At 73.5% G+C, this 24,829-nt stretch carries 22 protein-coding genes; 9 read left to right on the top strand and 13 right to left on the bottom strand.

The features are described 5' to 3' along the window. Positions 1–90: 90 nt before the first annotated feature. The 5 genes from Ae717Ps2_RS27030 to dnaA all read right to left on the bottom strand — a co-directional run bounded on the left by Ae717Ps2_RS27030 (position 91) and on the right by dnaA (position 7,131). Positions 91–807, bottom strand: a complete 717-nt coding sequence (locus Ae717Ps2_RS27030) for a DUF721 domain-containing protein (RefSeq protein ID WP_337819621.1) — start codon at positions 805–807, stop codon at positions 91–93. 57 nt (positions 808–864) lie between these two features. Continuing rightward, complete coding sequence (gene recF / locus Ae717Ps2_RS27025) at positions 865–2,052, bottom strand: DNA replication/repair protein RecF (RefSeq protein WP_060713932.1); 1,188 nt, start codon at positions 2,050–2,052, stop codon at positions 865–867. A gap of 36 nt (positions 2,053–2,088) precedes the next feature. Beyond that, positions 2,089–3,033, bottom strand: coding sequence for a phosphogluconate dehydrogenase (NAD(+)-dependent, decarboxylating) (gene gnd / locus Ae717Ps2_RS27020; RefSeq protein WP_051050530.1), 945 nt, complete (start codon positions 3,031–3,033; stop codon positions 2,089–2,091). A gap of 145 nt (positions 3,034–3,178) precedes the next feature. After that, positions 3,179–4,333: a DNA polymerase III subunit beta gene (dnaN, locus tag Ae717Ps2_RS27015; protein WP_020628488.1), complete on the bottom strand. Its 1,155-nt coding sequence runs from the start codon at positions 4,331–4,333 to the stop codon at positions 3,179–3,181. 1,040 nt (positions 4,334–5,373) lie between these two features. Continuing rightward, entirely contained in the window at positions 5,374–7,131 is a 1,758-nt protein-coding gene (gene dnaA, locus Ae717Ps2_RS27010) for a chromosomal replication initiator protein DnaA (RefSeq protein ID WP_075334031.1), read from the bottom strand. 503 nt (positions 7,132–7,634) lie between these two features. Here dnaA and rpmH point away from each other — a divergent pair. The 8 genes from rpmH to Ae717Ps2_RS26970 all read left to right on the top strand — a co-directional run bounded on the left by rpmH (position 7,635) and on the right by Ae717Ps2_RS26970 (position 13,046). Then, entirely contained in the window at positions 7,635–7,772 is a 138-nt protein-coding gene (rpmH, locus tag Ae717Ps2_RS27005; protein WP_020622600.1) for a 50S ribosomal protein L34, read from the top strand. 27 nt (positions 7,773–7,799) lie between these two features. After that, positions 7,800–8,186 (top strand): ribonuclease P protein component, encoded by a 387-nt coding sequence (gene rnpA, locus Ae717Ps2_RS27000; protein ID WP_075309283.1) that lies wholly within the window; start codon positions 7,800–7,802, stop codon positions 8,184–8,186. Positions 8,187–8,227: 41 nt separating this feature from the next. Further along, on the top strand, positions 8,228–8,593 hold the full coding sequence (gene yidD, locus Ae717Ps2_RS26995; protein WP_020622602.1) for a membrane protein insertion efficiency factor YidD: 366 nt from the start codon (positions 8,228–8,230) through the stop codon (positions 8,591–8,593). A gap of 40 nt (positions 8,594–8,633) precedes the next feature. Further along, entirely contained in the window at positions 8,634–9,767 is a 1,134-nt protein-coding gene (gene yidC, locus Ae717Ps2_RS26990; RefSeq protein WP_075309285.1) for a membrane protein insertase YidC, read from the top strand. A 179-nt stretch (positions 9,768–9,946) separates the two neighbouring features. Next, a complete protein-coding gene (locus Ae717Ps2_RS26985; protein WP_139319064.1) occupies positions 9,947–10,438 on the top strand; it encodes a R3H domain-containing nucleic acid-binding protein in 492 nt (163 codons plus the stop codon). After that, complete coding sequence (rsmG, locus tag Ae717Ps2_RS26980; protein ID WP_075334030.1) at positions 10,435–11,109, top strand: 16S rRNA (guanine(527)-N(7))-methyltransferase RsmG; 675 nt, start codon at positions 10,435–10,437, stop codon at positions 11,107–11,109. Before Ae717Ps2_RS26985 ends, rsmG begins: the two co-directional genes overlap by 4 nt. Before the next feature lie 70 nt (positions 11,110–11,179). Next, positions 11,180–12,073, top strand: a complete 894-nt coding sequence (locus tag Ae717Ps2_RS26975; protein ID WP_075309289.1) for a ParA family protein — start codon at positions 11,180–11,182, stop codon at positions 12,071–12,073. A gap of 1 nt (position 12,074) precedes the next feature. After that, complete coding sequence (locus tag Ae717Ps2_RS26970) at positions 12,075–13,046, top strand: ParB/RepB/Spo0J family partition protein (protein WP_075309291.1); 972 nt, start codon at positions 12,075–12,077, stop codon at positions 13,044–13,046. A gap of 2,285 nt (positions 13,047–15,331) precedes the next feature. Here the strand turns inward: Ae717Ps2_RS26970 and Ae717Ps2_RS26965 are convergent. Both Ae717Ps2_RS26965 and Ae717Ps2_RS26960 read right to left on the bottom strand, forming a co-directional pair. Beyond that, a complete protein-coding gene (locus Ae717Ps2_RS26965; protein WP_075334029.1) occupies positions 15,332–16,282 on the bottom strand; it encodes a D-alanine--D-alanine ligase in 951 nt (316 codons plus the stop codon). Between the two features lie 89 nt (positions 16,283–16,371). After that, the gene (locus Ae717Ps2_RS26960) at positions 16,372–17,733 is read right to left on the bottom strand and encodes a PLP-dependent aminotransferase family protein (RefSeq protein WP_233147687.1); all 1,362 of its coding nucleotides are present in this window, start codon (positions 17,731–17,733) and stop codon (positions 16,372–16,374) included. 271 nt (positions 17,734–18,004) lie between these two features. Between Ae717Ps2_RS26960 and Ae717Ps2_RS26955 the strand changes: the two genes are divergently transcribed. Beyond that, positions 18,005–18,694 carry a GNAT family N-acetyltransferase gene (locus Ae717Ps2_RS26955; protein WP_075309295.1) on the top strand — a complete coding sequence of 230 codons (690 nt, stop codon included), beginning with the start codon at positions 18,005–18,007 and terminating at the stop codon, positions 18,692–18,694. 87 nt (positions 18,695–18,781) lie between these two features. Here Ae717Ps2_RS26955 and Ae717Ps2_RS26950 read toward each other — a convergent pair whose 3' ends face one another. The 6 genes from Ae717Ps2_RS26950 to Ae717Ps2_RS26925 form a co-directional block, all read right to left on the bottom strand. Further along, positions 18,782–19,942 (bottom strand): N-acetylmuramoyl-L-alanine amidase, encoded by a 1,161-nt coding sequence (locus tag Ae717Ps2_RS26950; RefSeq protein WP_075309297.1) that lies wholly within the window; start codon positions 19,940–19,942, stop codon positions 18,782–18,784. Between the two features lie 202 nt (positions 19,943–20,144). Then, entirely contained in the window at positions 20,145–20,471 is a 327-nt protein-coding gene (trxA, locus tag Ae717Ps2_RS26945; RefSeq protein ID WP_020622767.1) for a thioredoxin, read from the bottom strand. A gap of 50 nt (positions 20,472–20,521) precedes the next feature. Next, entirely contained in the window at positions 20,522–21,535 is a 1,014-nt protein-coding gene (gene trxB, locus Ae717Ps2_RS26940) for a thioredoxin-disulfide reductase (RefSeq protein ID WP_075334028.1), read from the bottom strand. A 192-nt stretch (positions 21,536–21,727) separates the two neighbouring features. Then, complete coding sequence (locus Ae717Ps2_RS26935) at positions 21,728–22,285, bottom strand: hypothetical protein (RefSeq protein WP_075309301.1); 558 nt, start codon at positions 22,283–22,285, stop codon at positions 21,728–21,730. Between the two features lie 119 nt (positions 22,286–22,404). Continuing rightward, positions 22,405–22,917, bottom strand: coding sequence for a sigma-70 family RNA polymerase sigma factor (locus Ae717Ps2_RS26930; protein WP_020622546.1), 513 nt, complete (start codon positions 22,915–22,917; stop codon positions 22,405–22,407). A 77-nt stretch (positions 22,918–22,994) separates the two neighbouring features. Continuing rightward, positions 22,995–24,758 (bottom strand): protein kinase family protein, encoded by a 1,764-nt coding sequence (locus Ae717Ps2_RS26925; protein WP_075309303.1) that lies wholly within the window; start codon positions 24,756–24,758, stop codon positions 22,995–22,997. Between the last annotated feature and the right edge of the window lie 71 nt (positions 24,759–24,829).

Genomic DNA, 24,829 nt, shown 5'->3' with positions numbered 1-24,829 from the left:
TACGCGCCCCTGGCGTCGTGACGCGTCCGCAACGTGAGCGACCGGGCTCGCACCACCCGGTCGGCGGTCCGTGTGCGGGTGGAGCGGGGCTCAGCCGTAGGTGTCGCGAGGGCCGCGACCGCGGACGTGCCGCGGACCGTGCCGCCAGCTCGGGCCGCTCGGCCCGACCACCCGGATCCGGCGCACGACGTCCGGCCCGACCGCGGCCGCGAGCCGGGTCAGCAGCTGACGCTGCAGCGTCCGCAGCTGGGTGGCCCACGCCGTCGACTCGGCCTGCAGGGTCAGCTCGCCGTCGCGCAGCGAGACCGGTGTGCAGTGGTCGGCGACGTCCGGTCCGACCAGCTGCGGCCACCGGCCGAGCACGGTCGCGTCGGTCAGCCGGTTCGACCAGCCGCGGTCCACCGACACCCGCGACACCAGGCGTCCGAACGGCTGCGGGTCCCGGTCGTCGGGCCCAGCCCCCGACCAGCGACGGCGACGCCCCCGCCCGGAGACCACGCGCAGCTTGGGCCGGTCGGCCTGGGCCCGCTCCTCGGCCTTGCGGGCCGACGCCTCACGGGCCGCGCGCAACGCCTCGCGGGCGAGGTCGGCACCGCGCAGGTTCGCGCGGTCGCCGGAGAGCAGGTCCCCCTGCTCTCCCGGGACCCCCGCGCCCGGGACGTCCGCGCCCGTGACCGCGTCGTGACCCGGTCCGGTGTCGCGTCCGTCCCCAGGGGCGGTGCCGTCGGTGCCCGTTCCCCGACGCCCTGTCCTCCGGTTTCCGGTTCCGGAACGGCGTCCGTCCCCCGGTTCGCCTGAGTTATCCACAGTATCCACAGCCTTGTCCCCAGAATGCCGTGACGCGTTCGAGACCTGTCGGGGCGATCATGCGGGCACCTCGCCGTCGCGGCTCACCCTCCGGTCGCCGACGGCGAACCGGGCCCCGTCGAGCTCCGCGGGCACGTCCTCGGCCACCGCGGCGGTCACCAGTACCTGCTCCGCGTCGGCCACGAGATCGGCCAGCGCGCGGCGCCGGGCCGAGTCCAGCTCGGCGAAGACGTCGTCCAACACGAGGACCGGCTCGACGTCGTCGGCGTGCAGCAGGCGGTAGGACGCCAGCCGCAGCGCCAGCGCGAACGCCCAGGACTCGCCGTGGCTGGCGTAGCCCTTCGCCGGTCCCTCGCCCAGGGCGAGGTCCAGCTCGTCGCGGTGCGGGCCGACCAGGCAGACCCCGCGTTCGATCTCCTGGGACCGCACCTGCGCCAGCCGGTCGAGCAGCAGCGTCTCCAGTTCCCCGGTCGAGGACGGCAGCTCCGCCACCCCCGCCGTCCCGAGGCTGGACCGGTAGTCCAGGCCGATCGGGTCCGACGACGGCGCGATCGCCGCGAACGCCTCCCGGGCGTAGGGCGCCAGCGCGACGACGAGCTCGCGCCGCCCGGCCAGCAGTGCCGCGCCGGTACGGGCGAGGTGCCCGTCCCAGACCTCCAGCGTCGCCAGGTCGTCGGGAAGGTCCGGGTCCGCGGCGACCGGCGACCGGGACCGGCCGCGGGCCCCGCGCAGCGCGGGTTTCGCGGACTTCAGCAGGGCCGAGCGCTGGCGCAGGACCTTGTCGTAGTCGGCGCGGACGCCGGCGTAGCGCGGGAACCGCGCGACGAGCAGCTCGTCGAGGAAGCGCCTGCGCTCCGACGGGTCGCCCCGCACGAGCGCCAGGTCCTCCGGCGCGAACAGCACGCTGCGCAGGATCCCCAGGACCTCGCGCGGCCGCGAGACCGGTGAGCGGTTGACCCGTGCCCGGTTCTGCTTCCCGTTGTTGATCTCCAGCTCGACGCCGAGCTTCCGGCCGTGGTGGTGCACCTCGCCGCGGACGACGGCCTGCTCGGCCCCGCGCCGGATCAGCGGCGCGTCGGAGGACACCCGGTGCGAGCCGAGGGTGGCGAGGTAGCCGATCCCCTCGACCAGGTTGGTCTTGCCGACGCCGTTGGCCCCGACCAGCACGGTCACACCGGGGTCGAGCTCCAGCTCGGCCTCCGGCCAGGACCGGAAGTCGGTGACCGAGAACCGCCTGAGGTACACCGCCTGGTCACCCTTCCCGTCCGGCTCGGCGCCGGGTCACTGCTGCGTCGAACCGCCGCCGGACGACGGTCCCGCCTTGTCCCCCGGGGACCCGGCGGGCCCGGACTTCTTCACCGCGTGCCCGCCGAACTGCTGGCGCAGCGCGGCGACGGCCTTCATCGCCGGCGACTCGGCCTGCCGGGAGGAGAACCGGGCGAACAGGGCCGCGGAGATGACCGGCAACGGCACCGCGTGCGCGATGGCCTCCTCGATCGTCCAACGACCCTCCCCGGAGTCGTCCACGTACCCCTCGAGCTGCTCGAGGCGCGGGTCGTCCTTGAGCGCGTCGACCAGCAGGTCGAGCAGCCAGGAGCGGACGACCGTGCCACGCGACCAGGCCTGGATCACCCCGGGTACGTCGGTGATCAGCTCGCTGGCCTCCATGAGCTCGAAGCCCTCGGCGTAGGCCTGCATCAGGCCGTACTCGATCCCGTTGTGGACCATCTTCGCGAAGTGGCCCGCGCCGACCGGACCGGCGTGCGCGAAGCCCTCCTCGCGCACACCCTCCGGACGCAGCGCGTCGAAGATCGGCATGGCGCGCGCGATGTGCTCCGGCTCGCCACCGGCCATCAGGCCGTAGCCGTTGTCCTTGCCCCAGATCCCGCCGGAGACGCCGCAGTCGATGTAGCCGATGCCGTGCGCGTCGAGCAGGGCGGCGTTGGGCTGGTCGTCGGTGTAGCGGGAGTTGCCGCCGTCGATGACCAGGTCACCGGCCTCGAGCGTGGTCGCCAGCGTGGCGACGGTGTTCCGGGTCGGCTCACCGGAGGGAACCATGACCCACACGACGCGCGGTGCGGCCAGCGCACCCGCGAGTTCGGCGAGCGAGGCCACGTCGCTGACCTCCGGGCGGGGGTCGTAGCCGACCACCTCGTGCCCGGCGGCCCGCAGCCGCTCCCGCATGTTGCCGCCCATGCGGCCGAGTCCGATCATGCCGATCTGCACGGCAGAGGCCCCCTTCACGTCCGTGCCGCCGGCATGCCCCACAGGGCACCGGTGGCCCTCGTCGATCACACCGGGGAGGAGTCTTCCCCCTCGCCGGGACGTCCGCCCGGCGGGGGTCGGCACCGGCGGGCCGACCCGGTCGGGGTCAGCCCGGCAGCCGCACCGGCATCAGCAGGTGCAGGTAGCCCGACTTCTCCGGCGACGGCGCCTCGCCCGCGTCGTCGGTGGCGGGCTTGGGCACCGGGCGGACCAGTGCGGGCCGGTTCGGTGTGGTGAACGTCAGCTGCGCGCGGTCGGTGTGCAGCGCGCCGAGCGCGTCGAGCAGGTAGCCCGGGTTGAACGCGATCGTCAGCGGGCTGCCGTCGAGCGCGCAGGGCAGCTCCTCCTCGGCGGACCCGACGTCGTCGCCGCCGGCGGCCAGCCGCAGGCCGTCCTCGCCGAACTCCATCCGGATCTGGGCGACCCGGTCCGCGACGAGCGAGACACGCTTGATCGCCTCGACCAGCAGCGCGACGTCGAGCTCGACGGCGGTGGTGTGCTCGGCCGGGATCAGCTGGCGGAAGCGCGGGAACTCGGCGTCGAGCAGCCGGCTGGTGGAGCGACGGCCGCCACCGGTGAGGCCGAGCATCCCGTCCCCGGCCGACAGCGCGATCTCCACGGTGCCGGACCCGGCAAGGGTCTTGGCGACCTCGGCGAGGGTCTTGGCCGGGATCAGCACCGCGGTCGAGATCGAGGCGTCCTCCGGGGACCACTCGAGCTCGCGGACGGCGAGCCGGAACCGGTCGGTGGCCGCGAGCGTCAGCTGCGAGCCCTCGATCTCGAGCCGGATGCCGGTCAGCATCGGCAGCGTGTCGTCCCGGCCGGACGCGACGGCGACCTGGGCGACGGCGGCAGCCAGCGCGTCGGCGGCGACCGACCCGGCGCGCTGCGGCATGTCGGGCAGCTGCGGGTAGTCCTCGACCGGCATCGTCGGGAGGCTGAACCGGGAGTTGCCGCAGTTGATCGTGGCGCGGGAGCCGTCGACGGTCAGGTCGACCGGCTTGGACGGCAGCGCGCGGGTGATGTCGGCCAGCAGCCGCCCGGAGACGAGCGTGCGGCCCGGCTCCCCGACCGTCGCGTCGAGCTCGACGCGGGCCGAGGTCTCGTAGTCGAAGCCGGAGACCGTCAGCTTCTCGCCGGACTCGCCGTCGGACTGGATGAGGACCCCGCCGAGCACGGGCACCGGCGGACGAGCCGGGAGGCTGCGCGCCACCCAGGCAGCCGCATCCGCGAGGACGTCGCGTTCGACCCGGAACTTCATCTGGAGACCTTCCCCGGTAGCGCCCGACTCCGACCACGGCGCGGGGCCGGGTCGTCGACGGGACGACGGTGCTGCGGCGGACCGGTTCGGCCTCCGGGTCCGGCCGGCCCCGTGGCCCGGAGGGGCTGCGGAGCGGAGTGGCCGGGACGGATCGGAAGCCGGGGTTCGCCGGGACGCTCACGGTAGAGCCTCGCCCCGACAGTTTCCACGCCACCCCGGTGCCCGTCGGGTGTCCCCGTCCGTGACCCCCGTCCGGGGGTCGGTCCACACAGGTGTTCTTGGGAAGAAGAGATAGAGAGAGAACAACCGCAGTAGTACTAAGTCCTGTGCACAGTGTGGATGGAGCGCATCCGTGCTGGTCAGCAGGCCGCGTCGGCTGGGGACGCGGGGGTGGGGGCACCCGTTGACAGGTCCGTGGAGCGGTGGTCCGACCGCGTCGACGCCCATCCGTCCCCGGTTCATCCCGGGTTCACCACAGAGTTGTCCACGGATCCCGGGCCATCCGTCCACGGGCCGGAGACGATCCAACCACAGAGTTGTCCCCAGATGTGGGTGAAAACGTGGTGGATCGTGGACCCTGGGTGACCGGGGGCACAGACAGTTCGGCACTCCCGCGTTGCGCGAAGAACCCACAGACGTCTCACTCGTCACAGGGTTGTCGACGCAGCGTGACCGGCGGGTGGGCGCAAGCGATCACCGGGGCGAGTGACGAAGCGCCGAGTGCCCTCTACCGGACGACGAACGGGAGGAGTGGGACCGACACGCGGGTGGCGCCACGCCGGACCCGATCGGTATCGCGTCGACCGGGCCGGGCGCCCCGGACGTCCGCGACGGCGGGGGTGCCGATCGCCCCGGGAGGGCGCCGAACGCGCCGCAGCGGCGATCTGGGGGGCTGTGGCCCCTGTGGGTTGCACGGGATCGGTCCCGGTGCGCGCGGTGACCGCCGCGAACGCGTCCTGCCAGGTCACGGCGGAGCCGGTCGGGCTGTGGAGAAGCAGTGCGACCGGTGGACAACCCGCCTCGGCGGGCCCCGGCGGAGGTCAGTGCCGAGCGCGCAGCTTGATCCGCGCGGTCAGCTCCTGCACCTGCTCGAAGGTCTTCCGCCGGAGCGAGATCTCGTTACGGATCTTCTTGTCGGCGTGCATGACGGTGGTGTGGTCCCGTCCGCCGAAGGTCTGCCCGATACGCGGCAGCGACAGGTCGGTCAGCTCGCGGCACAGGTACATGGCGATCTGACGGGCCTGGGCGAGCGCCTTCGTCTTGCCCGGCCCGGACAGCTCGTCCAGCGTGAGGCCGAAGAACTCGGCGGTGACCGCCATGATCGTCGGGGCGGTGATCTCGGAGGCCGCGGAGTCCGGGATGAGGTCGCGCAGCACGATCTCGGCGAGCTGGGTGTCGACGGCCTGCCGGTTCAGCGACGCGAACGCCGTCACCCGGATCAGCGCGCCCTCGAGCTCGCGGATGTTGCGCTCGATCCGCTCCGCGATGAACTCCAGGACCTCACCGGGGACGGCGAGCCGGTCCTGGGCGGCCTTCTTCCGCAGGATCGCGATCCGCGTCTCCAGCTCGGGCGGCTGGATGTCGGTGATCAGCCCCCACTCGAACCGCGTCCGCATCCGGTCCTCGAGGGTCTCGAGGCGCTTGGGCGGACGGTCGGAGGAGACGACGATCTGCTTGTTCGCGTTGTGGAGGGTGTTGAAGGTGTGGAAGAACTCCTCCTGCGTCCCCTCCTTGCCCTCCAGGAACTGGATGTCGTCGACCAGCAGCACGTCGACATCGCGGTAGCGGCGCTGGAAGGCGACCTTGCGGTCGTCGCGCAGGGAGTTGATGAAGTCGTTCGTGAACTCCTCGGTACTGACGTACCGGACCCGCATCCCGGGGAACAGCCGCTGGGCGTAGTGCCCGACGGCGTGCAGCAGGTGGGTCTTGCCCAGCCCGGACTCGCCCCAGATGAACAGTGGGTTGTACGCCCGCGCCGGCGCCTCGGCCACAGCGACCGCGGCGGCGTGGCTGAACCGGTTCGACGCACCGATGACGAAGGTGTCGAAGGTGTAGCGCTCGTTGAGCCGGGTCTGCGACCGCGGCGCGACCGGGTCGCCCGCCTGCGGCGCGGTGTAGGCAGGCCACGAGGTCTGCCCGTCGCGCGAGCCCGGCTCGGGGCGACCTCCGGGCTGCGGCGCCCACCCCCCGGACGACGACGGCGGCTGCTCGGCCGACCAGCCGCGGTCCGTGCCGGAGGGGCCGGCGTCGTCGCGGCGGGACCCGCCGGCGAAGCCGTTGCCGTACCCGCCGTCGACGGCGGGCTGCGGCCCGGTGTCCGGGCCCGCGCCGTCGACGTGCTCGTGCGCGACGTGCTCGGGTGCGGGACCGGCGCCGTGGTCCCCGGTGGTCACCGCAGCCGGGGCGTCGCCCGCGCGGTCGCCGGTGCCGGTGTCACGGACGCTGTCCCCGGCGGTGACGCCGCGGTGCATGCCGAACCCGGGCGGGTCGGGGACCTCGGTGCCGCCGGACGCCGCGGAGGCGTCGACGACGACCGCGAGGTTGACCGCCACGCCGAGGTGGCGGCCGAGGGCGTCGCTGATCGGTCTGCGCAGGATCCGCTCGATGGCGTCCTTCGCGAACTCGCTCGGCGCGGCGAGCAGCGCCGTGCCGTCGAGCAGGCCGAGGGGGCGGGTCAGGCGCAGGAACGCGCGCTGCTGCGGGGAGAGGGTGGGCGTACCGGACTCGGCCGACGCGCCGGAGAGATCGGCGATGACCCGGTTCCAGACCGCGCCGAGGTCGCCCGGCTGGTCGGTCATCCGCGTTTCCCCCTCCCGATCGGCCGCTGTCGGCGGTCTGCTCCCCCCGGAGCACTGGCGGTGAGCCGTCCGGACGCGCGGACTCGACCTCTGGGGCGATGTATCCCCAGAGTTGTCCACACTTGTGCGTAAAGGTACGCAGCAGGCCTCGGCCGGCGCGCATCGGGGCGTCGGTCGTCGGCCGTGTGGAGGTCTCGGTCGGGGTGCGCGAGGTCGTTGGTCCCGCGCCGGTCCCGGGCGGGGGCGGCGACGCTAGCAGCAGCCGTCGCGGCGGCCGGCCGGCGGGGTCACGGCGCCCGGTGGGGGCGGTTTGACCCCCTCGAAACGCGCTGCGTACCCTTGACGACCGGACACCTGGTCGGATGGGCGTGTCGCGCCCGTCGAACGCGACGTCCCGCATTCCTGCGGTGTGTCGTGTGGCCGGTGGCCCGCGAACCCGAGCCAGTGACCGTAGACATCTCGGCGTCGCAGGACGCCTGCGAACCGCCGACCAGGAGCCGACCGTGAGCAAGCGTACTTTCCAGCCGAACAACCGCCGCCGGGCCAAGACGCACGGCTTCCGGCTGCGCATGCGCACCCGCGCCGGCCGCGCGATCCTCGCCGCGCGCCGTCGCAAGGGGCGCGGCAACCTCTCGGCCTGACGGCCGGCGCCCCCACCGGCCCGCGCCGTGCTGCCGGCACACGCCCGGCTCACCCGCCGGCCCGAGTTCGCCTCGACGATCAGGCGCGGACGACGCGCCGGCCGGTCGAGGCTGGTGGTGCACCTCGACCTGACCCGCCCCGGCGGCGTGCCCGAGCACGCCTCGCCGAGGGCGGGTTTCGTCGTGAGCAAGGCCGTCGGCAACGCCGTGGTCCGGCACCGGGTCGCCCGGCGTCTGCGGCACCTGGTCGCGGACCGGCTGGAGGCGCTGCCCGCAGGTGCCGCGCTCGTCGTCCGTGCGTTGCCGCCCGCCGGTGACGCCTCGTCCGCCGAGCTGGCGGCCGACCTCGACTCCGCACTGCGGGCGGCGCAGCGACCGCGCCGTCCGCGCCCGGCCACGGACGACGCGCGATGAGTCCGGCACACGACGCGGCTCCGACGGGTGAGGAGGCTCCGATGGACGACGGAGGGCTCCCCGGCGCCCGTCCCGGCGTCGGCGCGCGGGCCGCGATGGCCGCGGTGCGCTGGTACCAGGTGTGGATCTCCCCGAACCTGATGCCGAGCTGCCGGTTCCACCCGAGCTGCAGCGCCTACTCGGTCGAGGCGTTCCGCGAGCACGGCTTCGTGCGCGGTCTCGGCCTCACCGTGTGGCGGTTGCTGAGGTGTGCCCCGTGGCACCCTGGCGGGTGGGACCCGGTCCCGCCGCGCCGGCGGCGCAGCGACGGGGTCCCGCGCAGCGGCACCGAACCCGATCCCGGGCCGGAGCAGACGTCCACCGACCCGCCCCGGACCGAAGGCCTCTCACGCGGTACGGACCGCTGACCCGCGGGCCCCGCCCGAGACCACGAGGAGCAACGCAGCAGTGCTGGACTTCATCTACTACCCCGTCAGCTGGATCATGTGGGTCTGGCACAAGGTCTTCGGCTTCGTCCTCGGTGACGACAACGGGTTCGCCTGGGCGCTGTCGGTCGTCTTCCTCGTCTTCACGCTGCGCGTGCTGCTCTACAAGCCGTTCGTGGTCCAGGTCCGCTCCATGCGCAAGATGCAGGAGATGGCCCCGGAGATGCAGAAGCTCCGGAAGAAGTACGCGAACGACCGCCAGAAGCTCGCCACGGAGATGCAGAAGCTCCAGCAGCAGAACGGCGCCAACCCGCTGATGGGCTGCCTGCCCATCCTGGTGCAGATCCCGGTCTTCATCGGCCTGTTCCACGTGCTCCGCGAGTTCAAGCCGGGCAAGACCGAGAACTACGTCTTCAACGCGGCGGAGAACGCCTCGTTCGTCGACTCCAGCCTGTTCGGCGCCAAGCTGGGCTCGGCCGTGTGGCCGCTGCAGAACACCGCGTCGGTCGCCGAGCTCGGCGGCAACCTCGTCTCGCAGTGGATCGTGATGATCCCGCTGATGATCGCGGCCGGCATCTTCACCCACATCACCGCGCGCCACTCGGTCGCCCGCCAGCAGGCGCAGATCGCCGCCGGCACCGTCGCGGCGAACCCGCAGGCCGAGATCATGCAGAAGCTGATGCTCTACGTGTTCCCGATCGGTGTCGTCGTCGGTGCGCCGTTCCTGCCGCTCGCGGTCCTCTTCTACTGGGTCGCCAACAACCTGTGGACCCTCGGCCAGCAGTACGTCGTCTACCGCAAGATCGACGCCGAGGAGTCGGACAAGGCCGAGAAGGCCACCGAGTCCGCGAAGGCCCGCGCCCCGCGCCCCGGCCAGAAGCCGATCCGCGACGCCCGTCGCGGCACCGCGGAGGAGGTCCGCGAGATCGCCGACGAGCCGATCGGCCCCGCCGAGGAGAAGGCCGCCGAGGCGGCGTCGCAGGCCCGCGCCACCGGGTCCGACGGTGCCTCCGCCGACACCGGCACCACCTCCGACGGGCAGCGCAACGGCGCGGCCCGCAACGGGAACGGGAACGGGAACGGCCAGAAGAAGCCCGGGGCCAAGCCGGTGCAGAAGCGCCCGGGGGCCAAGGCCCGGCGCGGCAAGCGTCGCTGACGACCCCACCGCACGACCCCTGCACGACCCCACAGGCACGACCCCACAGACCCCGGCGCGCCCCGCCGGCCCCGGCGGACCCCACCGCCGCGCGGGCCCGGACGCGACGGACCGCGAACCGTTGACGAGAGGAGTAGCGCGTGCCCACCACCGCCAAGGAGCCCGCCGAGGGTCCGGACGTGCAGGACAAGCCGTCCGGCGAGAGCCTGCTGATCCAGGAGGGCGACGTCGCAGGTGACTACCTGGAGCGCCTGCTGGACATCCTGGACTACGACGGCGACATCGACCTCGACGTCGAGGGCGGCCGCGCCATCGTCAGCATCGAGGGCGCCGAGGACGACCCCGACCTGCAGAAGCTCGTCGGTGACAAGGGCTCGGTGCTGGAGAGCCTGCAGGAGCTGGCCCGCCTCGCCGTCCAGCAGCAGCTGGGCAGCCGCAGCCGGCTGATGCTCGACATCGCGGGCTGGCGACGGCACCGCCGCGACGAGCTCACCGCACTCGGTCTGGAGACCGCCCAGGAGGTCAAGGCCAGCGGCGAGTCCGCGCGGCTGCGGCCGATGACGCCGTTCGAGCGCAAGGTCGTGCACGACGCCGTCGCCACCGTGAAGGGTGTCGTCTCCGAGAGCGAGGGCGAGGAGCCGCGTCGCCAGGTCGTGGTCCACAAGAAGTGACCACCTCCCCCATCCCGACCCCGGAGGTCGCGGAGAAGGTCTTCGGCGACCGGACCGGGCTGGCCGTCCGCTACGTCGAGCACCTCGCGACCTCCGGGATCGAGCGCGGCCTGATCGGCCCGCGCGAGCGGGACCGGTTGTGGGACCGGCACGTGCTGAACTGCGCGGTCCTCGGTGAGGTCGTGCCCGCCGACGCCCGGGTCGCCGACGTCGGCTCCGGGGCCGGGCTCCCCGGGATCCCGCTCGCCCTGGCCCGCCCGGACCTGCGGATCGTGCTGATCGAGCCGCTCGCCCGACGGGTGGAGTGGCTCGGCGAGGTGCTGACCGATCTCGGCCTGGACATCGCCGTCGAACGGGGGCGTGCCGAGGAGCGGCCCGTTCTGCGACGATGGGAGGGGGCCGACGTCGTCACCGCCCGGGCCGTCGGACCGCTGGCCCGGCTCGCGGGCATCTGCCTGCCCCTGCTGCGGCAGGGGGGTGCGATGCTGGTGCTGAAGGGGGCCTCCGCCCCGGACGAGATCGCCCGCGACGCCGCGGCGGTCCGTGCGCTCGGAGGGGGCGAGCCCCGGATCCACGAGACCGGAGCCGGTGTGGTCGATCCGCTGACCACGGTGGTCGAGATCCCGCGGACCGGCGCGCCCCGCCGCATCCCGAGGAAGGAACGGCGATGATGGGTGCCGGAGCGCCGTTTCACGTGAAACACCGACCGGGCACGAACCGTCCAGGAAGCGAGGGTCGCGCATGAGTGCCGGATGGACCCCCATCGCGGACGAGGCCGAGCGGGCCGCACGCGTCCTGCACCCCGACCGGCACGGCATGCCCCGCCCGGCCGCGCGCCGCATCATGAGCGTCGCGAACCAGAAGGGCGGGGTCGGGAAGACCACGAGCACGGTCAACCTGGCCGCGGGGCTGGCCCTGCACGGCATCCGGGTGCTGGTGATCGATCTCGACCCGCAGGGCAACGCGTCCACCGCGCTCGGCGTCGAGCACCGCACCGGCACGCCGTCGGTGTACGAGGTGATGCTCGGCGAGATCCCGCTCGAGGAAGCCGTCGCGGTCAGCACCGCGTCGCCGAACCTGCTCTGCCTGCCCGCCACGATCGACCTGGCCGGCGCCGAGATCGAGCTCGTCAGCATGGTCGCCCGGGAGTCCCGGCTGGCCCAGGCGCTCAACGACGAGACGCTGTCCCGGCTCGACGTCGACTACGTGCTCATCGACTGCCCGCCGTCGCTGGGGCTGCTGACGGTCAACGCGTTGGTCGCGGCGTCCGAGGTGCTCATCCCGATCCAGTGCGAGTACTACGCGCTGGAGGGGCTCGGGCAGCTGCTGTCCAACATCGACCTCGTCCGCTCGCACCTGAACACCTCGCTGCACGTGTCGACCATCCTGCTGACCATGTACGACGGCCGCACCAAGCTCGCCGACCAGGTGACCTCCGAGGTCCGCCAGCACTTCGGCCCGACGGCCCTGCGCACGGTCATCCCGCGCAGCGTGAAGGTCTCCGAGGCCCCCGGCTACAGCCAGACCGTGCTCGCCTACGACCCCGGCTCGCGCGGCGCGATGAGCTACATCGACGCGGCCCGTGAGATCGCCGAGCACGGGGCGAGTGGCGCCTACCGCCAGGACGGTCGCTGAGATGGCCGAGCGCAAGGGTGGGCTGGGCCGCGGCCTCGCCGCGCTCATTCCCACCGGCCCGACGGAGGCCGGTGACCGGCCCGGGGGCAACGGACCCGGTGCGCCGCTGCACCGCCCGGGCCCGGCCGTCCGACGCGACGACCACGATCCCGAGACCCCGGTCGTCGACGGCGGGGCGGAATACCGCGAGATCCCGCTGCCGCGGATCGTCCCCAACCCCAAGCAGCCGCGGACCCAGTTCGACGAGGACCAGCTCGCCGAGCTGGAGCACTCGATCCGTGAGTTCGGGCTGCTGCAGCCGATCGTCGTCCGGCGCGCCGGTGTCGACTACGAGCTGATCATGGGTGAGCGCCGGTGGCGCGCCGCCCAGCGTGCCGGGCTGGAGACCTTGCCCGCGATCGTCCGGCACACCGCCGACGACGTGATGCTCCGCGACGCGCTCCTGGAGAACATCCACCGCGTCCAGCTCAACCCTCTCGAGGAGGCGGCCGCCTACGAGCAGCTGCTCGCCGAGTTCGGCGTGACGCACTCCGAGCTCGCCGACCGGCTCGGTCGCAGCCGGCCCGTCGTCACCAACATGATCCGGCTGCTGAAGCTGCCGGTGTCGGTGCAGCGCCGGGTCGCCGCCGGGGTGCTGTCGGCCGGGCACGCGCGCGCCCTGCTCGGCCTCGAGGACGCCGGGCAGCAGGAGGACCTCGCCACCCGGATCGTCGCCGAGGGCATGTCGGTCCGCGCGACCGAGGAGGCCGTCGTGCTCGCGCGGCAGGAGGGGCCCCCACGGGAACGCCGGGCCCGTCGTCGCGGCGAGCAGCGTCCGGAGTTCGTCGAGCGTGCCGACCGGCTGGCCGACATGTTCGACACCCGGGTGAAGGTCGAGATGGGTCAGCGCAAGGGCCGCATCGTCGTCGAGTTCGGGTCGGTCGAGGATCTGGACCGGATCACCGGGCTGATGGGCATCAGCGACCGCGACTGATAGGCACACCTGTCCCCTGCCCCGACGGCCGTCGTCCCCGTGGACGGCGGCCGTCGGCGTTTCCGGGTTCCTGTTCGGACGTGAGGTATCGAGCCGTGGAGCGGATCTGAGGGCGCCCTGAGACGGTCTCTGAGATGTCGTTCGGACATCCTGCTTGTGGGGAGGCCGAGGGGGGTTTCAGGAGGCGCAGGGGGTCGCTGAGGCACGGATGATGCCCGATTCGTCCGCTGTCTGGTCATCTCGCTGTCGGCTGGGGCGAAAGGCCCGCAGTGCGACCCGATCTGTCGTACGTACGTCTACATCCGGCCGTGTCGACGGTCGCTGGAGGCGGATCGGTGCTTCACGGGGCGGCGGTGACGGGTTCGGGTGGTGCCGGGACGGGATGGTGGTCGGGGCGGCGCCTGCCGTGGGCGTGCGTGACCGGAGTGGGGTGGGGTCGCTGCTCCCGGTGGCGGTGTCGACCGTCGGTTCGGGGCGTGACCCGGACCGCGGGTGGAGCGATGCGGCAGTTTCCCGTGGAGCGGTTGTTTCACGTGGAACATCGACGGGGGCGGGGCCGTGTGTCGGTCTGCGCGGGGCCAGCGGTGGGACCTCGTGCGAGTCGTCGGCAGTGCGGTGCTCAGGACGGCGCCTCACACCACGGGCCCGTCATCGACTTCGGGCCGTGCGGTGGGCAGGCGCGACACCGACGCGTGGTCCCGCGGTCCGGGCTGTGCCTCGGAGGAAGCTTCTGGTGGGGCGTCGGCACTGCTGCGTCACCGGGTTCGTGCCGATGATCGGCGACGGTGTCGGACACGGCCGCCCTGTGTCCGTCGGCCCGGGGTGTGGTGTTCCGGGGTGGTTCTGCACTGCGCCCTCGCGCAGCTCGACCGCCGGCCTGGCGCGGGATGCGGGACTGGTCGGCGCGGTCTCGATTGCTTCTGGACCGGGTGGCGCTCAGGGGTCAGGTGACGTGAGTGGAACCGGGTGCTGTGGGACCGGGTGCTGTGGGGCTGGAGTTGAAGGGATGGGGTGGCACTGCGGGATCGAGTGGGCTGCGTGAGCGGATCCGGCTAGCCCGGGCAGTGCGGAACCTGGCGGTGCCGAACTCCGGAGGTGCCGAACCCCAGGGTGTCGACCCCCGGGGCGCCGAACCCCGGTGCCACCGAGCCGCGGGGCCACCGAGCCGCGGGGCGCTGAACCCCCCGGTGTGCCGAGCCGCGGAGCGCTGAACCGGGGAGCGCTGAGGCACGGGTCGCTGGACCCCAGGGCCGCCGAACCCAGGGCCGCCGGAACCAGGGCGCTGAACCGCGGGGACACCGAACCTACCGACACCGTGGGCGGCGACAGCGCGGGCCGCGCCGTCATGCCCGAACCCCGGCGCCACCGAACCTGGCAGCGCGGATCCCCGGCGATACAGAACCCGGCGATGTAGAACCTGGCGAGGCCGGGCCAGCCTGCGTGTGCACGGGCCCTACGGGGCGGGACGGGGTGGCGCGGTGGGAACGAGCCGGTACGCCGCCGCAGAAGCCCAGCCGCGCCCCGAGTGAGGCAGATCAGATCGACCGGCACCCGGCTCCGTGCGCGCGTGTTTCACGTGGAACACCGTGCGGACGGTCGGGTGCCCACCGGCGCCGAACCGCCCGCCCGCGGCGCGCATGCCGTCGCCCCGCGGTGCCGGCTGAGCGTGACCTCGGCGACCGCCGGACGCGCCCACGTCCCACGAGGCCGGTTCTCGGTCGTCGTCCTGCTGGAGCGGAACCGGTCGTGGTGCGCATCCGACCGGTCCTCCCCCGGCCTCGACGCGCCGGCACAGAAAGTGCAGCAGCGGTGCGAGATCGCGGTCTGCCGGTGGGCGTCGGACACCGGCACTCGGTGGTGCGCGCCGTGCGTCCCGGCGTCGCCCGAGACCCGTCCTCCTCCGGGATCGCTCGGCGGTCCTCCGGGGATGCCCGCCCGACACCGATGCGACGGCCCCTGCTGCACGCCGGCTTCGGCCGTGCCCGGGTGGGCGGGACGGATCCACCCGCTGGGCGACTCCGTCACGGTGATGCGTGCTGCCTGGCAGCTCGACGCCACCCACGGCTCCCCCGGTGAGCGCGATCGAGCCCCGCGGCGAGTGGACGACGATCCCTCCGGTGCACGGCGCGAAGGGCATCGGGCCGGTGGAGCCCCGAGCGTCGACGCGACCGTGACCGACGCCGCCGTCTTGCGGGTCCCGCTCCGGGCGACCGGTCCTGTCGCCGGCGTGCTCGGCCGATGTTCCACGGGAAACCACACGGCTGTGGTTCCACGTGGAACATCGCTCAGCCCTGTCGGGCCGCCGCGCGCTCGACGAGCGCCAGGTAGACCGTCGCGAGATCGGAACCGTCCGCGGCCACCGCGGTCGGGAGGAGCGAGGTGTCGGTCAGGCCCGGCGACACGTTCATCTCCAGGACGTGCACATGACCGTCGGCGTCGACGATCGCATCGGTGCGCGACACGTCACGCATGCCCAGCAGTCGATGTGCGGCCAGGGCAGTGTCGGCCAGCGTGTCGAGGATGTCCGACTGCAGCCGTGCCGGGCAGTGGAACGTGGCCGCACCGGGCGTGTAGCGGGACGTGTAGTCGTAGAACCCGGACTGCACCTCCACCTCCACCGTGGGCAGCGCGCGGGGTTCCTCGCGGTCGTGGACGACCGACACCGCGACCTCGGTCCCGGCGACGAACTGCTCCACGAGCACCGTCTCCGCGTAGGCGAAGCAGCTGACCATCGCGGCCGGGAGGTCCGCCGCGTTCCGGACCACCTGCACGCCGAGCGCCGAGCCGCCCTGGTCCGGCTTCAGCACCAGCGGTAGCCCCAGCCGGTCGACGATCGCGCCGAGCACACCCTGGGCGCCCAGCTCCCGGAAGGTCGAGTGCGGCAGGGCGACCCAGTCGGGCGTGGACAGGCCCGCTCGGACGAGCTCGGCCTTCACGCTCGGCTTGTCCCACGCCCGCCGGCACGCCCCGGACGGAGTCCCGACGAACGGGATGCCCAGCAGCTCCAGCACCTGCTGCACCGCGCCGTTCTCCCCCTCGCCGCCGTGCAGTGCGACGGCGACCGCGTCCGGCCGGTCGGTCGACAACCGCTCCAGCAGGCGCGCGTCGACGTCCCACTCGCGGACGTCGACACCGTTCGCGCGCAGCGCGCCCGCCAGTCGACGACCGGATCGCAGGGACACCTCACGCTCGTGGGACAGGCCTCCGGCCAGCACGGCCACCGTTCGATCGCTCACGCGGGCATTCTGCGCCATCAACGGGAACGCCCCGGACCGGGAGCCGGTCCGGGGCGTTCCACGTGAAACATCGCCGTCGTGGGACGGCGTCAGGTGGTGTCCGGCGACGGGCTCTGGGTGCCCCGGCTCAGCTCGGGGCGGACCGGCGTCCCGAAGGTCCGCACGACCTCCATCTCGGCCTCCAGGACCGCCGCGAGCCGCCGCACTCCCTCGGTGATGCGCTCGGGCGTCGGGAAGCAGAACGACAGCCGCAGCTGCCGGCTGCCGAACCCGTCGGCGTAGAAGCCGGTGCCGGACGCGTACGCGACCCGCGCGGTCACCGCGCGGGGCAGCATCGCCTTCGTGTCGACGCCCTCCGGCACGGTCAGCCACACGAAGAACCCGCCGTCGGGGACGTTCCAGGTGCAGCCCTCGGGCAGGTACGTCTCCAGCGCGGCCAACATCGCGTCGCGGCGCTCGCGGTAGTTCTCGCTGAACGTCTTGATCTGGCTGCGCCAGTCGTGGTGCGACAGGTAGCGCGACACCAGCATCTGCGTGAACGACGGCGGGCACAGCGTCGCCGACTCCGCGGCCAGCACCAGCCGGTCCCGCACCAGCGGCGGCACCAGCGCCCAGCCGACCCGCAGCCCGGACGCGAACGTCTTCGAGAACGACCCCAGGTACAGCACGTCCGGGTCGTAGGAACGCAGCGCCGGGTGCACCTCGCCGTCGAAGCCGAGCATCCCGTACGGGTTGTCCTCGACGACCATGACGCCGTAGCGGCGGCACAGCTCCAGGATCCGCGGCCTGCGCTCGTGCGCGAGCGTCACGCCGGCCGGGTTGTGGAAGTTCGGGATCGTGTAGAGGAACTTCGGGACGACGCCCTGCCGGGCCAGGGACTCCAGCGCCTCGTGCAGCAGCTCCGGGACCAGCCCGTGCTCGTCCATCGCGACGTGCACGACCCGCGCCTGGTAGGCGGCGAAGCTGCCCAGCGCGCCGACGTAGGACGGCCCCTCGGCCAGGACGACGTCACCCGGGTCGACGAAGATCCGGGTCAGCAGGTCGAGGGCCATCTGCGAGCCGACGGTGACGACGACGTCGTTCGGGTCGGCCTCGATGCCCTCCTCGCGCATGACCTCGCAGATCTGCTCGCGCAGCTGCGGGACGCCCTGGGCGGAGCCGTACTGCAGCGCGGACATGCCGTCCACGTCGACCAGCTCGGCCACCTCGCGGGCGAGGGACTGCAGGGGCAGCGCCGCCAGGTTCGGCATGCCGCCGGCCAGCGAGACGACCTCGGGGCGGCTCGCGACGGCGAACAGCGCCCGGATCTCCGACGCCGTCATCCCGGCGGTGCGGGTCGCGAAACGCTCGGTGGGGGCGAGCGGGACCACGGCCCCCTCCCCTGCCGCCGCTGCTGCCGCGGCCGCGGGACGGCGGACGTCGGGCTGCTGCGGGCGGTCGGGCAGGGTCATCGCGTGCTCCTCTGCGAAGGGAAGGACCCGCCGAGTGTAACCGCGACGGGTGATCGGCCCGCCCTTCGTCGTGACGTTCGTACCGGTGAGCACTCTCGGGGTGACGGGATCGCGGAAATCCACCTACTCTCGGGCTGCGCGGGTCACCGGACCCGGGGGTGGCCAGGGGGGACGGCCGCTCCGGCGCCGGGGTCGGGACCACGCCCCGGACGGGCCGGACCGCGCAGCAGCGCGTGCAGCGCGTGACGACGACATCCGGAGGTCGGTTTCCGTGTCCTGGCATGTTGCCGCGCTCAACCTCGACAACCTCGGCGATCTGCCGAAGCGGTGTCGGAACTGCGTCTACTGGGAGCTCTCGCCCCAGCTGGCGGAGCAGGCCGAGGGGTACGGCACGACCGACCTGGAGAAGGAGGCCTGGCTGTCCGAGGTGCTCCTCGAGTGGGGTTCCTGCGGCCGGGTCGTCTACGTCGGCGGTGCCCCGGCGGGGTACGTGCTGTTCGCGCCGCCGGCGTCGGTCCCCCGCGCCACCGAGATGCCGACCGGCCCGGTCAGCGCCGACGCCGTCCTGCTGACCACGATGCAGGTGGCTCCGGAGTTCTCCGGCGAGGGGCTGGGCCGGGCGCTCGCCCAGGCCGTCGTGAAGGACCTGACCCGGCGCGGGGTGAAGGCCGTGGAGGCGTTCGGCGACGCCCGCCCCGGCACCGAGTCCGACTGCGTCGTCCCCGCGGACTTCCTGCGCTCGGTCGGTTTCAAGACCGTCCGCCCGCACCACCGCTGGCCGCGGCTGCGGATGGAGCTGCGCTCGGGGCTGGAGTGGAAGTCCGACGTCGAGGCCGCGCTCGAACAGCTGTTCAACACGGTGACCATCCCGATGCAGAGCGCGGCGCCGCGTCCGACGGCGACACCGGCCCGTGCGGGGTCCTGCCGACTGTCGTTCACGCCACCCACAGGGACGATCTGAGGGCGCTCTGAGCGGGCCGTGAGCGGCCTGCCGGGCTCGGCCCCGAGTGGACGGGGCCGAGCCGGGTTCTGCAGGTCGTGGCGGGCCTCAGACGGCCCGGATCTCGTCCCGGGTGTACTCACGGGCCAGCACGTCGTTGAAGGTGAACGTGCCGGTGGGCTGGTCGTCCTGCCCGAGCAGGTAGAGCCGCTTGACGGCGACGAGGATGCCCTCGGCGACGACGTCACGGAAGCCGGGGTCGAGCAGCTTGCGGCGGTCCCCGAGATGCGTCAGGTACCCGACCTCGACGCGGACGGCCGGCATCCGGGTCCGGCGCACCAGCTCCCAGGTGCACGTCTGGCTACGGCAGTCGAGCATCGAGGTCCGGGTGAGCAGCTCGCGCTGGATCAGCCCGGCGAGCGCCTCGCCGACATTGGACGTGGTGCCCGACCCGTTGCCGAAGTAGTAGGTCGCCAGACCCTGCGCGTGCGGGCTGAAGCTCGCGTCGGTGTGCAGCGACACGACCAGGTCCGCGCCGACGTCGTTGGCGAACTGCGCGCGCTCGCTGTCCGGCGGGTTGCCGTTCTCCGGGCGGGAGAGCAGGGCCTCCATCCCGGTGGCCGACATGCGGCCGACGACCCGGCGGGCGAGGTCCCACATCAGGTCGGCCTCGGTGACCCCGCCGACGTCGACGCCGCGGTCGTGTCCGCCGTGGCCCGGGTCGATGACGATCCGCTTGCCACGCATCCGCGGCCCGGCACGGCGCAGCAGCTCCTGCTCACGCAGCAGGTGCGGACGACCGCCGGTGACCTTGCGGCCGAGCTGGCGCAGTGCGCGCAGCGTCTCCGGCCCGCAGACACCGTCGGGGGTCATGCCGTAGTCCCGCTGGAAGCGGATCAGGGCCTGCTCGGTCTGCTGGTCGAACAGCCCGCTCGGCCGGCCCGGGTTGTACCCGAGCTCGAGCAGGCGTTCCTGCAGGTGAGCGACGTCGTCGCCGGTGGTGGGGGTGGAGAGCGTGAACGACAGCATCCGGTCGCCCAGGCTCCATCCCGCCTCCCGCAGCGCGCGGGCGGTGTCCGGGCCGACGATGCCGTCGGTGATCAGGCCACGGCCCTGCTGGAACATGCGGACGGCGCGGTCCACGCCGTCGTCGAACATGTCCTGGGCGCGCGAGCCCGGCGGCACCGCCGGGAGCAGACCGAGCTGTCCCAGCGTCGTCCGGATCTCGCGTACGGCCGGACCGCAGTCCCCGCGCCGGAGCAGCTGCATGCACCCCTCGCTCGCAGTCGTGAGGCGCCGTGCGACGCCCGTGATGGGTCGGTTTCGCCCGGTGACCGGACGCGTGCCGGACTCATTGTGCCCTGCCCGACCCCCGGAGGAGTGCAGCGGGGCGGATACGCGCGTGTCCCGGTTGTGATCAACCGGGACACGCAGCGTGATGTCTGTGCGCTATACGGCGCACGGAGTGTGATCAGATGTGGTCGGCGAGATCGGCGAGCAGCGCCGCCTTCGGCTTCGCGCCCACGATCTGCTTCACCGGCTTGCCGCCGGAGAACAGGATCATCGTCGGGACCGACATGACCTGGTAGTCGCGAGCGACCTCCGGGTTGGCGTCGATGTCGAGCTTGGCGACGGTCAGCTTCTCGGAGTTCTCGCCGGCGATCTCGTCCAGCACCGGGGCGACCATCTTGCACGGGCCGCACCAGGTGGCCCAGAAGTCGACCAGGACGGGCTTGTCGCTCTTCAGGACGTCCTGGTCGAACGAGCTGCTGGTGACGTCGACGGTGTTGTTGCCCATGGGGTTCTCCTTCGGTCGCGGATGCGGGTCTGGTGGGTGCCGGTGGGCGGTCAGTGCGCGGCGTCGGCGACGGCGGCCGCCGGGGCGGTCTCCTCCGAGCCGTAGCTGCCACCGACCAGCTCGGAGCTGACCTCGTGGCCGGCCAGCCAGCGCTCGGCGTCGATCGCGGCCGAGCAGCCGGAGCCGGCGGCGGTGATCGCCTGGCGGTAGGTGTGGTCGACGAGGTCGCCACAGGCGAAGACGCCCGGGACGTTCGTGTAGGTGGTACGTCCGTCCACCTTCACGTACCCCTCGTCGTCGACGTCGACCTGGCCCGCGACCAGCGCGCTGCGCGGGTCGTGGCCGATCGCGACGAACATGCCGGTGACGTCGAGCGTGCTGGTCTCACCGGTCACGGTGTCGCGCAGCTGCAGCTGCTTGACCGAGCCCTCGCCGGTCACCGCGGTGACCTCGGAGTTGGTACGCCAGCGCATCTTCGGGTCGTTCTTCGCGCGCTCGTACATGATCTTCGAGGCACGGAACTCGTCGCGACGGTGGATGACCGTGACGGTCTCGGCGAAGCGGGTGAGGAAGGTGGCCTCCTCCATCGCCGAGTCGCCACCGCCGATGACGGCGATGTTCTGGTCGCGGAAGAAGAAGCCGTCGCAGGTGGCGCACGAGCTGACACCGCGGCCGAGGAGCTCCTGCTCGCCGGGGACGTGCAGGTAGCGGGGGGCGGCACCCATCGCGAGGATCACCGCACGGGCCCGGAAGGTCTCCTTCCCGACCCGCACCTCCTTGACGTCGCCGTCGAGGCGGACCTCGTCGACGTCCTGCGGGCGCAGGTCGGCGCCGAAGCGCTCCGCCTGGCCGCGCATCTGCTGCATGAGCTCGGGGCCCATGATCCCCTCGGTGAAGCCCGGGTAGTTCTCCACCTCGGTCGTGATCATCAGGGCGCCGCCGAACTGGCTGCCCTCGAACACGAGCGGGGCGAGCTGGGCCCGCGCGGCGTACACCGCGGCGGTGTAGCCGGCCGGCCCGGACCCGATGATGATCAGGTTGTGCACCGTGTCGTCGGTGGTCACCGGTACCGATCCCTCCTGGCGCGCCCGCGAGACGGGCGCGATGACGGGGCCTGCGGGTGCCGGCCCTGCTGGCCGGCTCCTGCGTCGTGGCTGCCGTATGGCTCGAACGCGATCCTAGACAGGGGCATTCCCGCCCGTCGGTCCCGCCGAACGTGGCCAGGGTGACGCGGGCGTCGCCGGTGCCCTGCCGGGTCAGCCGGTGGTGGTCTCGGCGAGCACCCGTGCGGAGCCCGGCCCGCAGTCCGGTGGTACGACGACGAGCCGGTAGCGGCCCCGTTCCGGTGCGCCGAGGACCAGCAGGACCGCCGGACGGCCGTCCACGGCGTGCGGGCGGGCCGCCAGGAACGGCGCGTCCGGCCGGGCGGCGCCGGCAGCGGTGAGGCAGGCGCGGACCCGGGCGGGGTCGTCGAGCGCACCGACGGGTGCCGCCGCGCCCGCGGCGGCGGACCGGAGCTCCTCCGGCGCGGTCCCGGCGACCGGGACGACCTCCGGGACCGTGGGGGCGAGCGCGGCCGCACCGGCGACGGAGACGACGACCGCCGCCGCGGCGACGGCGAGCGCCCGCCAGGGGGTGCCCCGGAGGCTGTGGGCGGCGCTGCGTCCGGCGGTCCTCAGCGGGCCGCTCCCGCCTACCGGGAGCGCGTGGGAGTGCGGTCCGGTGGCGCTCCCCGACGCCTCCGCGACGAGCCGTGCCCGCATCCGCGCCGCCACGTCGTCCGGCATCGCCACCGGGCCGAGCTCCCGGGCCACCCGGGCTCCGACCTCGACGAGGTCTTCCTCGTCGACATGACACGAAGCAGGTGCTGCGTGGTTGTCGTCGTTCTGACGATTGGCGCGGCCCTCATTGTCGTCGAACCGGTGAGAACTACTCATCCCTCGTCCTCCCGCAACACAGGGGCCAGCCGGGCCCGTGCGCGGGCCCGGCGGCTCTTCACCGTCCCGGGCGCCACGGCCAGCATCTCCGCCGCCTCCGCGACGCCGTAGCCGAGGCCGTCCACGAGCACCAGGGCCGCCCGCTGGTCCGCCGGCAGCAGGGCCAGCGCGTCGGAGACGGCGAGCCGCACCACGAGCCCGCCCGCGTGGTCCCGGGCCGCGACGACGGCCTCCAGCGTCCGCAGCCGGTCCCTCCGCCGTCCGGCCGCGCGGAGCCGGTCGACGCAGTCGTTCACGAGGATCCGGTGCAGCCACGTCCCCGTCGCCGCATCACCACGGAACCCGGGCGAGCGGAGCGCGGACAGGAACGCCTCCTGCACCGCGTCCTCGGCCTCGGCCCGGTCGCCGAGCATCCGCAGGGCCACCGACCAGAGCCGGTCGGCATACCTCCGGAACATCTCGTCCAGATCGGGCTGGGCCCGGTCCGGGATCCGGTCGACGGTCGTCACCCGCGCACGGTAGGCAGCGCGACGGAGTGCCCACGGGCGTTGCCGGGCCGGTCCGTCGCGATCGCGAACGGGTCGGCTCAGGGGGCGGTGCGGCGGAAGGTGACGTCGTCGATCTGGGTCTGGTTGTTCGGACCCAGGTTCGTGATCCACAGCAGCACGTGCTGGGTGGGGCGGCTCGGGTCGAGCTCCACCGTCGTCCGTCCCGTGGACAGGGTGACGGTGTCGAGCAGCGTCGTGTCCGCCAGCGTCGGCGCGGCGGACGGGGCCGAGCGGACCTGCACGACCGCGCCCGCGGTCGGCGAGTCGATGGTGAGCCCGGTGAGCGGTTCGGCGGCGCCGAACGAGGCCAGCACACCGATCCCGGGCTTGAGCGCCGGGAAGGGCTGGAAGTAGCGGCTCGTGCTCCACACGGTGGAGGGGTCGCCGTCGACGACGTTGCCGACGGTGCCGGCGTTGTCCGCGTCGCCGACCGGGTCGAACACCGTCGCCGACACGCCCTGCACCGCGACGCCCGTCCCCGACGTCGCGGCCGGGCCCTGCGGGGCGGGCACCTGCTGCTGCACCGGTGCGCTCGCCGCGGGCGGGATCACGACCGGCGGGGTGCCACCGCCACCGAACAACATGCCCAGCTGCACGGCCACCCACCCGAGCAGGGCCAGCACACCGACGGCGAGCACTCCGAGACCGATCCGCAGGTTGCGGCGGCGCCGGGGGTCGTTGCGGGTGTCGGGCAGCCGGTCGGAGTCCTGCCACACGTCGTCCGGCTCGGCGGGGGCGCCGTCGTGCACCGGCGGGAAGAACGCCTGGTCGGCGTCCTCCGCGACGACGTCCGCCAGCATCCGGTGCATCGCCGCGGCGGTGTGCACCCGGCTGACGCCGTCGCCCTGGCCGAGCGCTCCGCTGCACAGCGTGTCCAGCTCCAGCGGCACCCCGGGGCGCAGCTGCGACGCCGGGCGCAGCCGGCCCGCGGGCGTGCGGTCGGCGGCGACGAGCCCGGCCCGGGCGGCGTCGGACACCGACAGCGGCCAGCGCCGGGTGAGCAGGCAGTAGAGGATCCCGCCGAGCCCGCGGACGTCGTCGGCGGCGGACACCGACGGGCGGGGGAGCAGGAAGGCCAGCATGGCGCGGCCGTCCGGGGTGATCCGGACCCGCTGCGGGTGGTCGCAGCCGAGGACCAGGCCCTGCTGGTGGGCCTCGGTGGCGGCGGCCGACAGGGTCTCGACGGCCTTCGCGGCCCGCTGCGCGCGGACCGGGCCCTCGGCCACGGTCTCGGCCAGCGACCGCCCGGGCACCCACTCGGCGACGGCGGCGCCCAGGACGTCGGCCGGCAGGCCGTGCGTGCCCGGGGCCAGGACGTCGAGCAGCCGGGCACTGCCGGAGTGCTCGAAGCAGCCCGAGCGCAGGGCGCGCACGATCATCTCGCCGGCGCGGGCGGTGCCCTCGGGGTCGTCGGAACGGTCGTCTGCGGGCAGCCTGCGCAGCAGCGTGACGCCGACGGGACGGCGCAGCACGGTGTCCTCGGCGCGCCAGAACTCCGCCCCGGCGGCCGGGTCGGACCCGATCCGCTGGCGGAGCACGTAGCGCTCGGTGAGCGGCGAACCCGCCGTCGTGCTCGCGGTCTCGCGGACGGCCGGGATGCGCTCGGTGGGCCGGGCCTGGGCCGGAACGGCGGGAACGGCGGCCGTCGGCTGTTCGTCCGCGGGCGCCCCGGCGGTCCCGGGCGCGTCGGCGGTCGCCGCGGCGTCGACGGGGTCGAGCGACGGGTGCGGACGAGGTGCCACGTCGTCCTCGACGGGGTGGGGGCCGGTCCGGGCAGTGCGCTCGCCGATCTGCCCGCTCAACGGCCTCGCCCTCCCCTGGCGCTCGGTGTCGTGTCCGGCGTCAGCCTACGGCACTCGGTCGGATGCGGACG

It is taken from the genome of Pseudonocardia sp. Ae717_Ps2, assembly GCF_001932475.1.
In the GTDB taxonomy this organism is placed as follows: Bacteria; Actinomycetota; Actinomycetes; order Mycobacteriales; family Pseudonocardiaceae; genus Pseudonocardia.
The sequence above is the reverse complement of the archived record's forward strand: the minus strand, read 5'-3'. Positions and strand labels throughout refer to the sequence as shown.

What these genes read in the sequence shown, in the direction of transcription:
- trxA (WP_020622767.1), bottom strand. Translation starts at nt 20,471, where the DNA reads ATGGGCAACAACACCGTCGACGTCACCAGCAGCTCGTTCGACCAGGAC.
- Ae717Ps2_RS26970 (WP_075309291.1), top strand. Translation starts at nt 12,075, where the DNA reads ATGGCCGAGCGCAAGGGTGGGCTGGGCCGCGGCCTCGCCGCGCTCATT.
- yidD (WP_020622602.1), top strand. Translation starts at nt 8,228, where the DNA reads ATGGACGACGGAGGGCTCCCCGGCGCCCGTCCCGGCGTCGGCGCGCGG.
- Ae717Ps2_RS26975 (WP_075309289.1), top strand. Translation starts at nt 11,180, where the DNA reads ATGAGTGCCGGATGGACCCCCATCGCGGACGAGGCCGAGCGGGCCGCA.
- dnaN (WP_020628488.1), bottom strand. Translation starts at nt 4,333, where the DNA reads ATGAAGTTCCGGGTCGAACGCGACGTCCTCGCGGATGCGGCTGCCTGG.
- Ae717Ps2_RS26950 (WP_075309297.1), bottom strand. Translation starts at nt 19,942, where the DNA reads ATGCAGCTGCTCCGGCGCGGGGACTGCGGTCCGGCCGTACGCGAGATC.
- Ae717Ps2_RS26960 (WP_233147687.1), bottom strand. Translation starts at nt 17,733, where the DNA reads ATGACCCTGCCCGACCGCCCGCAGCAGCCCGACGTCCGCCGTCCCGCG.
- dnaA (WP_075334031.1), bottom strand. Translation starts at nt 7,131, where the DNA reads ATGACCGACCAGCCGGGCGACCTCGGCGCGGTCTGGAACCGGGTCATC.